Source organism: Nocardioides endophyticus (assembly GCF_039543845.1).
In the GTDB taxonomy this organism is placed as follows: Bacteria; Actinomycetota; Actinomycetes; order Propionibacteriales; family Nocardioidaceae; genus Nocardioides; species Nocardioides endophyticus.
Genome location: NZ_BAABKN010000014.1, coordinates 127825 through 140625 on the forward strand (window position 1 = coordinate 127825; position 12801 = coordinate 140625).

Below are 12801 nucleotides of genomic sequence, written 5' to 3' on the forward strand. Positions count from 1 at the left end.
TTCCTCCGAGAGGTTGTCAGCGTCCCGAGTGACGCTGTGTGGACCCCGATGTCCACGATTCGCACCCCATCACGAGAATTCCTCTCGTGTAAAGACCCTTGGACGCAAAGAGAATCGGATGTCGGCCGGGTCGACTACCGTCATCGGCATGAGCCTCCTTGACTCTCCCCCCACCTCCCGGCCGCGCACCCTGGCCCGTCTCCTGCTCGGCGCGATCCTGGTCTTCGCGGGGATCAGCCACCTCACGTTTGCGCGCCAGGAGTTCGAGGCGCAGGTGCCGGAGTGGTTCCCGATCGACGACGACCCGGTCGTGATCGCGTCGGGGTTCGTGGAGATCAGCCTGGGCGCGGCGCTGATCGCGTTCGGTCGCGGGCGGGTCGGGGTCGGCTTCGTGGTGGCGGCGTTCTTCGTCGCGATCTTCCCCGGCAACATCGCGCAGTACGTCGACGGCGCGGACGCCTTCGGTCTCGACACCGACCAGAAGCGGTTCATCCGCCTGTTCTTCCAGCCCCTGCTGGTGGCCTGGGCACTGTGGGCGACCGGCGCCTGGCGCGACCGCAGCGCCCCACGCTGAGGTCGTGGACTCCGCTGCCTACGCCGGGGACACATCCCGGAAGTCGTCGATCTTGGTGTCCAGCGCGATGCCGAAGAGGAACAGCGCGACGATCGCCTTGACCGCCAGCTGGAAGCCGTCGGCGAGGTGCAGGTCCAACTGGTCGATGTCCGTGGCGAGCACCGAGAGGTGGGTCGTCGTCATGCCGAACATTAACCGTGGTCAAGCGTTGAGTCGGATGAGTTTCCCGCACAATCTGCAATGAATCCCTGGACAGCAGTTTCCGGCTCGCGGTACGGGGCACACCTTCTGTGACCGGCGACGCGCCCGGTCCGAAATGAGGGGGACGATGAGCAGCACCGGGGGGCAGATGTCGGAGCGCACCACTCGACTCGCGCTCGCGCCGTCCGCCGAGACCGGTTCGCTGGCGCGCCAGGCCCTGCGACAGCTTTTCGCGACCGCCCGGATCGATCGGGACACCAGCGAGACCGCCGTACTGCTGGCCAACGAGCTGGTGACCAACGCCGTCGAGCACGGCCGCGGCTCGGCGTACCTCGACGCCGTCGTCGAGGTCGACGCCATCCGCCTCGAGGTCACCGACTCGAGCACCGTCGAGCCGCAACCGAACACCACGGTCTCCGAGCTCGACGAGCGCGGCCGTGGCCTGATGTTGATCGACGCGCTCGCAACACGCTGGGGCGTCCGTCCGCGACCGGACGGCAAGACCGTGTGGTGCGAGCTCGAGCTCTCCCCAGCCACTTTGGCCTAACCGAGAACCTGTTCTAGCACCGTCGCCTGCGTCACCAACGGCTTCTGGCGACGGCCCGACCCGCAGTCGACGGCGGAGGGCGATGCCCCATTGCGCGAATCGCACTCCCGCCTCGCGGCAGCGGTCAGCACCGCGGTCAACGTGGCGTCCACGTGGCCGGCCAAGCAGGTCCACCTCTACTTCCGGCGCGAGCGTCCGCTCCCCAAGAACATCCGCGCGCACCTCGACGGCAAGCCGCTCGAGGACTACGGGGCGCCGCGAGGTCGCTGGGGGGCGGCGCTCGGCGTACAGGCCAACGGACCGGAGGTCTTCGCCCCAACGGGAAGGCGCTCCGGTGGTTGAGGAAGGCCGCCAGGCCCGTCTCGAAACCCCGGAAGCGGACCCGCTCAGCTCGGACGCTTGACCAGCTGACGCAGCTGCGGCACCAGGTTGCGGCGGTTGGTCTCGGCCAGCCAGCCGTTGGGCAGCGACAGCCGGACGACCTTGTGCCAGGCGCTCGCGACCTGCTTGACCAACGGGCGGGAGTTGTAGTCGAGGTCGAACTTGTCGAACACCGCGCGCACCTTCGGCGCGATCTCGAAGTAGCGGTTGCTCGGCAGGTCCGGGTAGATGTGGTGCTCGATCTGGTGCGACAGGTTGCCGGTCATCAGGTGCAGGAAGCGCGAGCCGGAGATGTTGGCGGAGCCGAGCATCTGGCGGATGTACCACTCCCCCTTGGTCTCCTTCTCGGGCAGCTCCGGCTGCTCGAAGGTCGACACCCCCTCGGGGAAGTGGCCGCACATGATCACCGAGTGACTCCACAGGTTGCGGACCAGGTTGGCGGTCGCGTTGGCGGCGAGCGTCGACTTCCACGCCGGACCCGACAGCGCCGGGTAGACGACGAAGTCCTTGCCCAGCTGGCGCCGGGCCTTCGCCAGCGTCAGCCTCACCTCGGCCTTCTTCTCCGGCGACATCTTCCGCTTGTCGCGGATGTGGTCGCCGAGGTCGAGGTCGAACATCGCGATGCCGTACTCGAAGATGCACGCCGTCACGAAGTTCCAGGCTGGCTGCACGAGGTAGCGGCGCTTCCACTCCTGGTCCTCGTCGACGCGCATGATGCCGTAGCCGAGGTCGTTGTCCTGGCCGATGATGTTGGTGTAGGTGTGGTGGGTCTGGTTGTGGGCCCTCTGCCACTGCGCCGCCGGTGTGACGTGGTCCCACTCCCACGTCGACGAGTGGATCTTGGGGTCGCGCATCCAGTCCCACTGACCGTGCAGGACGTTGTGCCCGATCTCCATGTTGTCGAGGATCTTGGCCAGCGACAGGCCCGCCGTGCCGATCAGCCACATGTGCTTGGAGCGACTGCGCATCAACACCGCGCGGCTCCCGAGCTCGATCAGCCGCTGCGCGCGCACCACGCGCCGGATGTACGCCGCGTCGCGCGCCCCGCGGCTGTCGAGCACGTCCTGCCGGATCGCGTCGAGCTCCGCACCCAGGCGGTCGACCTGGCCCGGCGTCAGTCCGCCGTTGAGGGTGGGGGTGTGCTCGAGCGTTGCGGTCATGCTCCTCAGTGTGCACCCGGTTGGCAAGGGTGACCTAAGTTGCAGGTGTCTCCGTATAGACGTCCGGAGTGAGCGGACACACCGTCCGTATGTCGTCCCGCGGCGGCTGTCAGACCTCCGGCTCCAGCTCCTTGCTGAACAGCACCGCACCGGAGAGGTCACGCAGGCTCACCGTCAGCAGACCCTCGGCATCGATCGCCGCGTGCCCGAAGAACTGGTTGCCGGTGCGGGGCGACTCGTTGGGTGCCGCGGCGTACTTGCTGAAGACCACCTCCGGGCCGAAGGTCGCGTCCAGCTCGTTGGGACCGAACGTGCCGGCCGCGATCGGGCCGGCAACGAACTCCCAGAACGGGTCGAAGTCGGTGAAGGCCGCACGCGCCGGGTCGTAGTGGTGCGCCGCGCAGTAGTGCACGTCGGCGGTCATCCAGACGACGTTGCGTACGCCGGCGCGCTTGAACGCCTGCAGCACGCCGGCGATCTCGAGCTCCTTGCCGAGCGGGGCACCGGGGTCGCGGTTGGCCAGGCTCTCCTGGTTGACCGCGCCGTCGGGCACGACCAGGCCGAGTGGCAGGTCGGCGGCGACCACCTTCCACGTCGCGCGCGACCGGCGTACCTCCCGGATCAGCCAGTCGGTCTGCTCCGCGCCGAGGATGTGGGTGCCCCCAGGCTCCAGCCCGGACGTGTTGGGGTCCTTGAACGTGCGCATGTCGAGGCAGAAGACATCCAGGTGCCGGCCCCGCTCGACCTTGCGATAGATCCGGGCGGGCGCGAACCCGTCGCCGCGACGGTGGGCACGCGGGTCGGCGATCGGCTGGTACTCCTGCCACGCACGTCGGGCCCGGAGCGCGAGCACGTCGACCCGCTTCTCGGTGTAGCGGTCGTCCTCGATGATCTGCCCGGGATACCAGTTGTTGCGCGTCTCATGGTCATCCCACTGCGCCAGGATCGGTACGGCCGCGGCGAGCTGCCGGAAGTTGTGGTCGAGGTGTGTATAGCGGTGCCGGCCGCGGTACTCGTCCAGCGACTCGGCCACCTTGCCCACGCCCTCGGCGACGACGTTGCGCCAGATCTGACCGTCGGGCTCGGTGACGGTCCTCGCGATCGGGCCGTCGGCGTAGATCGTGTCGCCCGAGTGCAGGAAGAAGTCGGGCCGGGTCTCGAGCATCCGCCGGTAGCCGACCAGGCCGCCGAGATCCGGGTTGATGCCCCAGCCCTGGCCACAGCTGTCTCCGGTCCACACGAAGCTGGTCGGCGTACGCCACTCCGACGCGGTCGCAAAGCTCGCCACCTGGGACTCGCCCCGACGACCGCGTTCGTCCTCGAACGAGAGGCGTACGTCGTACTCGCGCCCCGGCGCGAGCCGGTCGAGCGCGATCTTCGCGGTGAAGTCCGTCTCGGCGGTCGCCCACGGCCCCCGGATCCGGGTGCGGTGCCGCCCGCTGCCGAACTCAGCGATCAGCCGGCCCCGCCCCGACGAGCGCGCCCACAGCACGGCCTCGCGGGTGGTCACGTCGCCGGACTGCACGCCGTACGGGAGCTCGAGCCGACGGGAGACGAGGCTCGCGGCCGCGTTGGTCGCGGGGACGAGAGTGGCACCGGCCCCGAGGGCGCCAGCGCGGAAGAGGGTACGTCGATGAAGGTGCTTCCCGAGAGTGGTCACGCCATCACGCTGCCCGCGCCAGGCACCATCGGGGTGACGCGCAGGTGACGTCTCGTCGTACCTCTGGCAAGCGTCAGTACTCGGCGTCGACGCCCGGGAAGGCCACCTCGCGGGCACCCTCGACCTCGGCCAGCTGCTCGCAGGTGCCCGCATCGAGGTCGCAGGCGAGCAGGAAGCCGGGCGTCGTGTCGGGCACGGTGGGGTCGAAGCTCATCGGGTAGTGGTCCTGCGCCAGCACCAGCATCGTGTGGTCGTCGAGCCAGCCGCCCTGGGTCTGGAAGCGGTGGCCGAAGTCGACCTGCACATGCCGGACCCGCAGCTTCCCGGTGGTGGTCGCGTCGACCCGGTAGCGGCCGTCGGGCGACCAGTACTCGTAGCCGCTCGTCGGCTTCAGGTCGGGCTCGTCGTCGGAGGCCGTGCTCTCGCCCGTCCGGAGGTCGGTCGTGACGACCGCGCCGCTTCCCGCAGAGTTGCGCCAGACCAGCTGGTCGTCGGTCAGGTCGATGACGCTGGGCGGGAGCTCCTCGTAGAGGTCGGCGAGGTCGTCGCCCTCCTCCCCGCCCATGCCGTCGGCACTCTCGTAGATCCGCCCGCCGGTCCGGGTGTCCACGACGACGACCTGGGCCACCCGTCCGGAAGGGCGCTTCGGTCCGTTGCGCTCGATCCACGCCGCCAGCTCGCCGTCGGGCGAGGTGATCAGGTTGGTGTAGACGTCGTTCACCGGCTCCATCGCGGCACCGACGTAGAACACCTCGTGGAAGGGACCATTGTTCGGGTCCTGGGTGACCTCGAGATAGAGGCCGTACGGCGTCCAGCTCATCGACCGCACGAGCTGCGGGCTCACGTCGTACGTCGTGTCGCCGACGTGGACCGTCGAGCGCTGCGCCCAGACCAGCTGCCCGGGCTCGAACACCGCCGATCGCGGCGTACCTGTCGGCTCTCGTACGCCGGCCGGGTCACCCGTGCTGTCGCCGCACCCAACGAGGAGCCCGACGAGCAGCACCAGCCCGACCAGGCCTCGCATCAGCAGCGGTCGAGGCTGCGCAGCGCGTAGGCGCGTTCGCCGGTGATACCGACGTTGCTGCCCACCAGCAGCCAGACCCGCGAGCCCGGCTCGAAGTCGAGCGACACCGGGCTGCTGACGGCGCCTCGCGCCACCGTGCGGGTGTAGGTCCAGGCGCGGGCCGGCTGTCCGTCGGCCCGCACCCGGTTGAGGCCGGCGGCCGCACGGTCGGTGCCGTTGGTGTTGTTGACCCGGACCTTCACACGGACCTTGCCGTTGGCCAGGCCGACCTTGCAGGCTTGCGTCACGGCTCCGTGCCACCGCTCGGTCGGCGTCCACGCCGCCTGGGCCGGGGCGGCGGCCAGGGTCGTGGCGGCCAGCAGGCCGGTCGAGAGGAGCGCGAGGAGAGTACGGCGGAGAGTCATGGACTGACCGTGCCCCGTACACCGGCGGGCTAACCGCCCTACTCGATCTCCCAGCGCGCCCGGTCGGCGCGCTTGTCACCCACGGTGGTCTCGAAGAACGCCGCGCCGCGATCCGGCGAGACTGTGAACCGGTAGGTCAGGACCCGCTCCTTGCCAGGCTCGAGCTGGACCCCGGCCAGCTCCACCTGGGTGCCCGTCGCGGGGTCGGCCTGGTGGAGGTTGTCGAGTTCGAGGCCGGTCTCGAGGCTGTCCATGTCGAAGGGCCGGTCGCCGTCGTTGCGCACCGTCAGCCGGACGACGTAGCGCCGTCCACCTCCGTCCACCTCCTCGGCCGTCAGCTCCAGGGGTGGTCGGGTCGTCGTACCCACCACCCGGACCACCTCTCCGATGACGGGGGTCGATGGTGGGTCGCCGGCGCGGGCGTCCTCCACCCTGGCGGCGGCCCACGGCGTCGCCGCCACCGTGGCTGCCGTGACGAGGAGGAACAGACCGAGGCGGCCCGTCGACCCGGCGCTCCGATCACGGCGGGACGAGGCGGCACCGACGACCGACGTACGTGACGGCGACCAGTCTCCGGGCGTCATCGCCGACGCGACGAAGGCCTGGGCCGAGCCCAGCTCGTCGGGGTCGAGCACACGGTCCAGGCTGAGCAGGAGCGGGACGATCTCCTCCGGCGAGCACACGACGACGTCGCGCACGTTGACCTCAGGATGGTCGCCGGCGAAGCAGAGCACCGGGTGCACCATGCCCCGATCCAGCGACGCCCCGATCGCGAGCACGTCGGCGGCGACCGCGCACGCACTGGCGGCCGACTTGAGAGGCGGGCTCGAGTCGATCACGAAGACCCCACCGGGACCCACGACGACGTGATCGACGGTGGCACCCGAAGGCCCTGGCCACCGCACGTGGTGCAGGACCGTCCAGTCCGCCGGCAGCGCCACCAGGGCGCGCGCGGTCTGCTCCGCAGCATCTGTGTCGGCCATGGCGACCTCCCCGTTTCGGATCGGACGCTAAGCGCGAGCGAGGTCGCTTCGATACGGGTGCGGAGAAGAAATGGCCGAATGGCTGACACTGGAGCCCTACGCTGCTGGGACGCCCCCTCCAACGAGGACCGATGACGAACCACTCCATGCACGCGGAGCTCCCGTTCGACGAGGAGTCCCAGCCGCCTCCCGTCTCGACCGGTGACCTGCCCGGCGCCGACCAGGTGCGGGCGGTCGTCGACGACGCCTACCAGCGCTACCGCACCGACACGTCGGGCACGGTCGCCGACTACATCCCGGTGCTGGGCAAGGCCTCCCCGGACCTGTTCGGCATCTACGTGGTGGGCGCTCGCGGCCAGTCGTACGGCGTCGGCGACGTGGAGACGACGTTCTCGATCCAGAGCGTCTCCAAGCCGTTCGTCTTCGCGCTGGCGTGCCATCAGGTCGGGTACGACGCGGCGCGGCACAAGCTCGGCGTGAACGGCACCGGCTTCCCCTTCGACTCGCTGATCGCCGTCGAGCTCAACCCCGCGCGCACCATGAACCCGCTCGTCAACGCCGGCGCGATCGCGGCCACCAGCCTCCTGGCCGGCGACACGGCCGAGGAGAAGTGGCAGACGGTCCGCACCGGGCTGTCCATGTTCGCGGGCCGCGAGCTGACCATGAGCACCGAGGTCTACGAGTCCGAGACGGCGACCAACCGGCGCAACCGCGGGATCGCGCAGGTGCTGGAGAGCTACGGCCGCCTCTACTTCGATCCCGAGGCGGCCACCGACGTCTACACCCGCCAGTGCTCGCTCGAGGTCACCGCGCGCGACCTCGCGGTGATGGCCGCGACGCTCGCCAACGGCGGCATGAACCCGGTGACCGGCGTCCAGGTCCTCGCCCCGGGCGTGTGCCGCCGGGTGCTCGCGGTGATGGCGATCGCCGGCCTCTACGAGCTGTCCGGCGACTGGCTCTACGAGATCGGCATGCCCGGCAAGAGCGGGGTGAGCGGCGGGATCGTCACGGTCTCGCCGGGCAAGGGCGGGCTCGCGACGTACTCCCCGCCGCTCGACGACGCCGGCAACAGCGTGCGCGGGCAGCTCGCGACGAAGTACCTGGCCGAGCGGCTCGGCCTCAACCTCTTCGCGTCCGAGCCCGCCTAGCCGACCTTCGGCTTGTAGATGAGCTTCTTGTTGACGAACTCCTCGATGCCGTACGCCCCGAGCTCGCGGCCCACGCCGGAGCGCTTGGTGCCACCGAACGGCAGGTCCGCGGCCGAGCCCTGAGCGGTGTTGATCCAGACCATCCCGGTGTCGAGGCGATCGGCGATCTGCTCGGCGTACGCCGGGTCCTCGCTCCACACGACTCCCCCGAGGCCGAAGGGCGAGCTGTTGGCCAGCTCGACCGCCTCGTCGGCGTCGGCGACCTTGTAGATGACCGCCGCCGGGCCGAAGAGCTCCTCCCTGTAGGCACGCATCTCGGGCGTCACGTCGGTCAGGACGGTCGCCTCCATGAAGGAGCCGGGACGGTCGACGCGCTTGCCACCGGCCTTGACGGTCGCGCCCTTGGCGACGGCGTCGTCGATCTGCTCGAGCAGGTTGTTGAGCGCGCCCTCGGACGAGAGCGGCCCGTACGCCGAGCTCGGGTCGGTCGGGTCACCGGGCGTCAGGCCGGACATCGCGGCGGTGAACTGGTCCACGAAGTCGTCGTACAGCTCGTCGACCACGATCATCCGCTTCGCGGCGTTGCAGGCCTGGCCGGCGTTGCCCATCCGGCCCTGGACTGCAGCCTTCACGGCCTTCCCGAGGTCGTCGGCGCCGAGCACGATGAACGGGTCCGAGCCGCCGAGCTCGAGCACGACCTTCTTGAGGTTGCGGCCGGCCACCTCGGCCACGGCCGCGCCGGCCCGCTCGCTGCCGGTCACCGAGACTCCGACCAGCCGCTCGTCGGCGATCATGTCGGCTGCCTGGTCGTTGGTGGCGAAGACGTTGATGTAGGCATCCTCCGGGAGCCCGGCGTCGTGGAAGATCTGCTCCATCGCGAGCGCCGACTCCGGACACTGCGGCGCGTGCTTGAGGATGATCGTGTTGCCGATCATCAGGTTGGGCGCGGCAAACCTGGCGACCTGGTAGTAGGGGAAGTTCCACGGCATGATCCCGAGCAGCGCCCCCACCGGCTCCTTGCGGACCAGCGCGTCGCCGCCCATCGCCGGGTTGAGCGGGGTGTCCGCCAGCAGGTCCGGTCCCTGCTCGGCGTAGTAGCGGTAGATCGAGGCGACCAGCTTGATCTCGCCCTTCGCCTCCGGGATCCGCTTGCCCATCTCGCGGGCGATGATCGCGGCCAGCTCGTCGCGCCGCTCGTCGTACAGGTCGGCGACGCGCAGCAGGACCTTCGTCCGCTCGCTCTTGTCGGTCGTCTTCCACGCGCCGTACGCCGCGTGCGACCGCGCCAGGACGTCCTGGATGTCGGCGTCCGTCGCGGTCTCGAACTCCTGCTCGACCTCGCCGGTGGACGGGTTCACTACCTGGTAGTCGCTCATGAACTCCACCGTACGTCGGCCTCGTTGGTCGAGCAGCGAGCGCCAGCGAGCATCGTCGAGACGCCGCAGCCGACAAGCGGCGCCGCTCGAGAATGAGGGATCGCGGCGCTGCGGACCTACTGTGGGCCCATGGTCGCCTTCTCTGCAGTCACCCGTCAGCACGTCCTCGCCGCGATCAGCGAGTACGACGAGGTGGGGCAGGACGAGTTCCTCGGCCGCTACGGCTTCGCCCCCTCACGCGAGCACGTCGTGCGCCACGGCAACCAGAGCTACGACTCCAAGGTCCTGCTCGGTGCCGCCCTCGGCTACGCCACCGGGACCGCGGCGACCTCCGACGAGTTCACGAGCAGCAAGACCGCTGCCGCCAAGGTGCTGCGCGACCTCGACTTCGACGTCCTCTCCCCGGAGAAGGCCGACACCGTCGTCGCCGTACCGACCACGACCATCGCCAACGCGCGGCGGACCAACGGCATCGAGCCCGTCGTCGCGATCTGCCCGACCTGCTTCCTCGCCGTGTCCGCCAACGGGGCCTGCGACAACTGCGACTGACGGTCCCGCCACTGGTCGAGCGTCGCCCTTCGGTGGTCGAGCAGGGAGGGCCGCTAGGCCCGAGCGTCGTCGAGACCCCCGCAGCCGACAAGCGCGGCTGAGTGCATCGGTCAGTTCAGGAGCGTGAGCCGGGCCCTCGCCGCGGCGCACGTGTGAAGCGCTGGCGCGTCACCCGCGCTCGTCACGGAGAGCGTCGAGCGTACGCCGCACGGTCACGTCGAGCGTGACCCGCGGAAGGACGGAGAATCCGCCGCGCCGTCGCGCTGGATGCACGCGCCGCAGGTCGGGCGGCGGGTCCGCGACCGGGCCCAGCCGGGCGATGGGGACACCACCGTCGGTGACCGTGAACGACTCCCCGGCCTCGACAGCCCGCAGCACCTCGTCGCTGCGGGTCCGTAACTCGCGATGGCTCACCGTCTCCACCTGGCCAACCGTACCGCCTAGCGCAGCTCAGGCGGCGTCCTCCAGGCCCTCCGTCAGGGCACGGCACGCTCGGCCGGCAGGATCGGGAAGGGTGTCGCCCAGCACCTCGAGCCACGCGTGGTCGGCCGGGCCGAGACGGCGTGGCAGGTGCGGCAGGACGTCGGGAGCGAGCAGTTCCGCGGCCACGCAGGGCCAGAGGTCGAGAGGTTCCGGTTCGGTCCCGCCGCTGCTCGCGGTGTGTCGAGCAAGTGCGATCACCGCCTCCGCGGTGACAATCCCGTCGGGGTCTCGTGGGATCGGCGAGGGGAGGAAGTCGTGCAGGGCGAGCAGTGAGATGTTGCTCGGCACGTCGGTGACCAGGAAGTTGCCGTGCACCAGGTCCACGAAGTAGTCCTCGGTGCCGGCGACGGTGCGCAACGCGTCGAGCCACGCACGGGGATCGGCGGCGACCTGGTCTGCCGTCTTCTCGGCCACCCCGAGCGGAACGCCGTCGAGCATCGGCCCGCACTCGGTCGGCACCACCCGGGCCAGAGCGCAGTCCCCGGGCTCCTCCAGGACGGCCGCTCCCAGGTTGGGAGTCTCCAACCCCTCGCCGGACGCCAGGTCCGTCCACGCCAGTAGCGCCGGCTCCCGGCTCTCGAGACGCAGCGCCCGGATCGGCGCCGCGACCCACTCGTGGATCCGGTCGGCACCAGCCACCAGGTCAGGCGTCGCCCATGCATGCAGGAATCGCTCCAGTCCGCCGTACTCGTAGATGAGTAGCTGGCGGTGGACCCAGTCGTGGTCCATCACCTTGGTCTGGACATCGACGGCGTCGACACCGGGCAGCTCGTCAGGTCCGCGCAGCTCGATGGCGATGCGCATGGCCTCCTGTCGGGCGCCGCGGAGGGCGGGGTCGAACTGGATCAGTGACTGCTCGAGGATCCACCGCGACGTCGCCCAGCCCGGCAGGAGCCCGCCGAGCTGCACCACCTGGGCAAGCCGTGCCACCCGATCCGGGTTCCAGAAGAACCGCCCATCCCTGTCTGTCGCGTGAGTCTCCACGATCTCCAGTGCACCGGCCGCGTCACCGCGCGCCTCGGCCTCGACGACGGCCTGCATGACCTGCAGCATCCGCAGGTCGAGCTCGTGCGACGGCCGCTCCCGGCGACGGTGATCGTTGCGGCGGCTCGACTTCTTCGGACGGCGTCCTCGTGACTTCGGCATGCCTCCAGCGAACGCCGCCGTCGCTCGCACCACCAGCCCCGAACGGCGATCTGTGGAGAACTCAGTGCTGCCGCCCCTCCTGTGGATGAGTTCCTTGACGCGGCGCGGCATGTGGTGCGTCAGCGGATCGCGACCCTGCGCTCGCAGGCAGCAGCGGTGTCGCGTCCCGGGCCGCCGTCGCAGAGGTCTCGGCTGATGCCGCCGTCGAGGATGTCGGCGCCACGCTCGCCGAACAGCCGGTCACGGCCGTCGAAGCCGCGCAGGATGTCGGCGCCGTCCCCGCCTCGGATCTGGTCGCGCCCGAGTCCGCCGCTGACCCAGTCGTTGCCGTCACCGGTGAGCACCGTGTCGTTGCCCGGGCCGCCGTACACGAGGTCGTTGCGCCCGCCGCTCTTGATGACGTCGTTGCCGGCGTCCCCGCACAGCACGTCCTTCCTCGGGGTCCCGACGATCACGTTGCTGCCGCCGTTGCCGGCCTTGGTGCACAGCGGCGGGACGACGATGTCGTCGACGGCCTCGACGCGGTTGATCACCGCACCGGCGGCATCGACGAACGTGAGGACGGCACGGTCGAAGACCCGCGCGTTCGTGTACCTCACGGTCTGGTCGAGGGCGCCGTTCGCGTTGAAGTTCACGAACTCGGTCCCGACCTGGGTGGCGTCGCGGAAGACCTCCAGCCGTGCCCTGTGGGTCGCGTCGGTGTCGTCGTTGCCGAACGCCAGCACGATGGCGGTCGTCGGCGACGTGAACCTGATGTCGAGGCCCGCGCCGGCGCCGAACGACGCGATGCCGTTGCCGTCCGTCGCCGGTGCAGCGCTGACCACCTGGATGGTGCCCCCTGCCGTGGCCCGGAAGCTGACGTCGGGCGTCGCGACGCTGACGAAGCCGGCCGGCTTGGCCCCAGCCGTGTCGCCGGTGAAGTCGATGGTCGTGCTGGTCGGTGTGATGGCCGCGGCCTGGCCGCCGGAGATCAGCGTCCCGGACAGCGCTACGACGAGTGCGGCCCCCAGTGCGGCTGCCGTCTTGAGCTTGTCCTGCATGGGCTTCCCCTTCCGGAGCAGGCACCCGGCGTGCCTGATTCAGTTGAGGAGCGAGATCGACCAGATGCAGTACGCCGGTCGGCGTGCATACCCTCTATTGGGGAAATTGCACGATCCCTTGGACC

At 69.9% G+C, this 12801-nt stretch carries 15 protein-coding genes; 5 read left to right on the plus strand and 10 right to left on the minus strand.

Going from position 1 to position 12801, the window contains the following annotated elements:
* The first annotated feature begins 148 nt into the window (after positions 1 to 148).
* Positions 149 to 574 (plus strand): DoxX family protein, encoded by a 426-nt coding sequence (locus ABEA33_RS10775; protein WP_345526774.1) that lies wholly within the window; start codon positions 149 to 151, stop codon positions 572 to 574.
* Between the two features lie 18 nt (positions 575 to 592).
* Here the strand turns inward: ABEA33_RS10775 and ABEA33_RS10780 are convergent, their stop codons facing one another.
* Positions 593 to 757, minus strand: a complete 165-nt coding sequence (locus ABEA33_RS10780; protein WP_345526775.1) for a hypothetical protein — start codon at positions 755 to 757, stop codon at positions 593 to 595.
* 145 nt (positions 758 to 902) lie between these two features.
* Here ABEA33_RS10780 and ABEA33_RS10785 point away from each other — a divergent pair, with 145 nt between their 5' ends.
* Positions 903 to 1322 (plus strand): ATP-binding protein, encoded by a 420-nt coding sequence (locus tag ABEA33_RS10785; protein WP_345526776.1) that lies wholly within the window; start codon positions 903 to 905, stop codon positions 1320 to 1322.
* Positions 1323 to 1412: 90 nt separating this feature from the next.
* The gene (locus tag ABEA33_RS10790; protein WP_345526777.1) at positions 1413 to 1664 is read left to right on the plus strand and encodes a hypothetical protein; all 252 of its coding nucleotides are present in this window, start codon (positions 1413 to 1415) and stop codon (positions 1662 to 1664) included.
* 44 nt (positions 1665 to 1708) lie between these two features.
* Here the strand turns inward: ABEA33_RS10790 and ABEA33_RS10795 are convergent, their stop codons facing one another.
* From ABEA33_RS10795 to ABEA33_RS10815, 5 genes are all read right to left on the minus strand, one after another.
* Positions 1709 to 2863 (minus strand): fatty acid desaturase family protein, encoded by a 1155-nt coding sequence (locus ABEA33_RS10795; RefSeq protein WP_345526779.1) that lies wholly within the window; start codon positions 2861 to 2863, stop codon positions 1709 to 1711.
* 109 nt (positions 2864 to 2972) lie between these two features.
* Positions 2973 to 4523, minus strand: a complete 1551-nt coding sequence (locus ABEA33_RS10800; protein WP_345526780.1) for an alkaline phosphatase D family protein — start codon at positions 4521 to 4523, stop codon at positions 2973 to 2975.
* Positions 4524 to 4596: 73 nt separating this feature from the next.
* A complete protein-coding gene (locus tag ABEA33_RS10805) occupies positions 4597 to 5547 on the minus strand; it encodes a hypothetical protein (RefSeq protein ID WP_345526781.1) in 951 nt (316 codons plus the stop codon).
* Positions 5547 to 5951 carry a hypothetical protein gene (locus ABEA33_RS10810; protein WP_345526782.1) on the minus strand — a complete coding sequence of 135 codons (405 nt, stop codon included), beginning with the start codon at positions 5949 to 5951 and terminating at the stop codon, positions 5547 to 5549. Before ABEA33_RS10810 ends, ABEA33_RS10805 begins: the two co-directional genes overlap by 1 nt.
* 38 nt (positions 5952 to 5989) lie before the next feature.
* Positions 5990 to 6934 carry an NERD domain-containing protein gene (locus tag ABEA33_RS10815; protein ID WP_345526783.1) on the minus strand — a complete coding sequence of 315 codons (945 nt, stop codon included), beginning with the start codon at positions 6932 to 6934 and terminating at the stop codon, positions 5990 to 5992.
* 131 nt (positions 6935 to 7065) lie between these two features.
* On the opposite strand from ABEA33_RS10815, the gene glsA reads away from it, so the two are divergent.
* Positions 7066 to 8082 carry a glutaminase A gene (gene glsA, locus ABEA33_RS10820; RefSeq protein ID WP_345526784.1) on the plus strand — a complete coding sequence of 339 codons (1017 nt, stop codon included), beginning with the start codon at positions 7066 to 7068 and terminating at the stop codon, positions 8080 to 8082.
* Here the strand turns inward: glsA and ABEA33_RS10825 are convergent.
* Positions 8079 to 9458, minus strand: coding sequence for an NAD-dependent succinate-semialdehyde dehydrogenase (locus tag ABEA33_RS10825; protein WP_345526785.1), 1380 nt, complete (start codon positions 9456 to 9458; stop codon positions 8079 to 8081). The genes glsA and ABEA33_RS10825 overlap by 4 nt on opposite strands.
* A 129-nt stretch (positions 9459 to 9587) precedes the next feature.
* Here ABEA33_RS10825 and ABEA33_RS10830 point away from each other — a divergent pair, with 129 nt between their 5' ends.
* Positions 9588 to 10007 (plus strand): ScoMcrA-related endonuclease, encoded by a 420-nt coding sequence (locus tag ABEA33_RS10830; RefSeq protein WP_345526786.1) that lies wholly within the window; start codon positions 9588 to 9590, stop codon positions 10005 to 10007.
* 168 nt (positions 10008 to 10175) lie between these two features.
* Here the strand turns inward: ABEA33_RS10830 and ABEA33_RS10835 are convergent, their stop codons facing one another.
* The 3 genes from ABEA33_RS10835 to ABEA33_RS10845 all read right to left on the minus strand — a co-directional run bounded on the left by ABEA33_RS10835 (position 10176) and on the right by ABEA33_RS10845 (position 12676).
* Positions 10176 to 10421 carry a type II toxin-antitoxin system Phd/YefM family antitoxin gene (locus ABEA33_RS10835; protein WP_345526787.1) on the minus strand — a complete coding sequence of 82 codons (246 nt, stop codon included), beginning with the start codon at positions 10419 to 10421 and terminating at the stop codon, positions 10176 to 10178.
* Between the two features lie 36 nt (positions 10422 to 10457).
* Positions 10458 to 11636: a hypothetical protein gene (locus ABEA33_RS10840; RefSeq protein WP_345526788.1), complete on the minus strand. Its 1179-nt coding sequence runs from the start codon at positions 11634 to 11636 to the stop codon at positions 10458 to 10460.
* Between the two features lie 119 nt (positions 11637 to 11755).
* Complete coding sequence (locus ABEA33_RS10845; RefSeq protein WP_345526789.1) at positions 11756 to 12676, minus strand: calcium-binding protein; 921 nt, start codon at positions 12674 to 12676, stop codon at positions 11756 to 11758.
* Positions 12677 to 12801 lie beyond the last annotated feature (125 nt).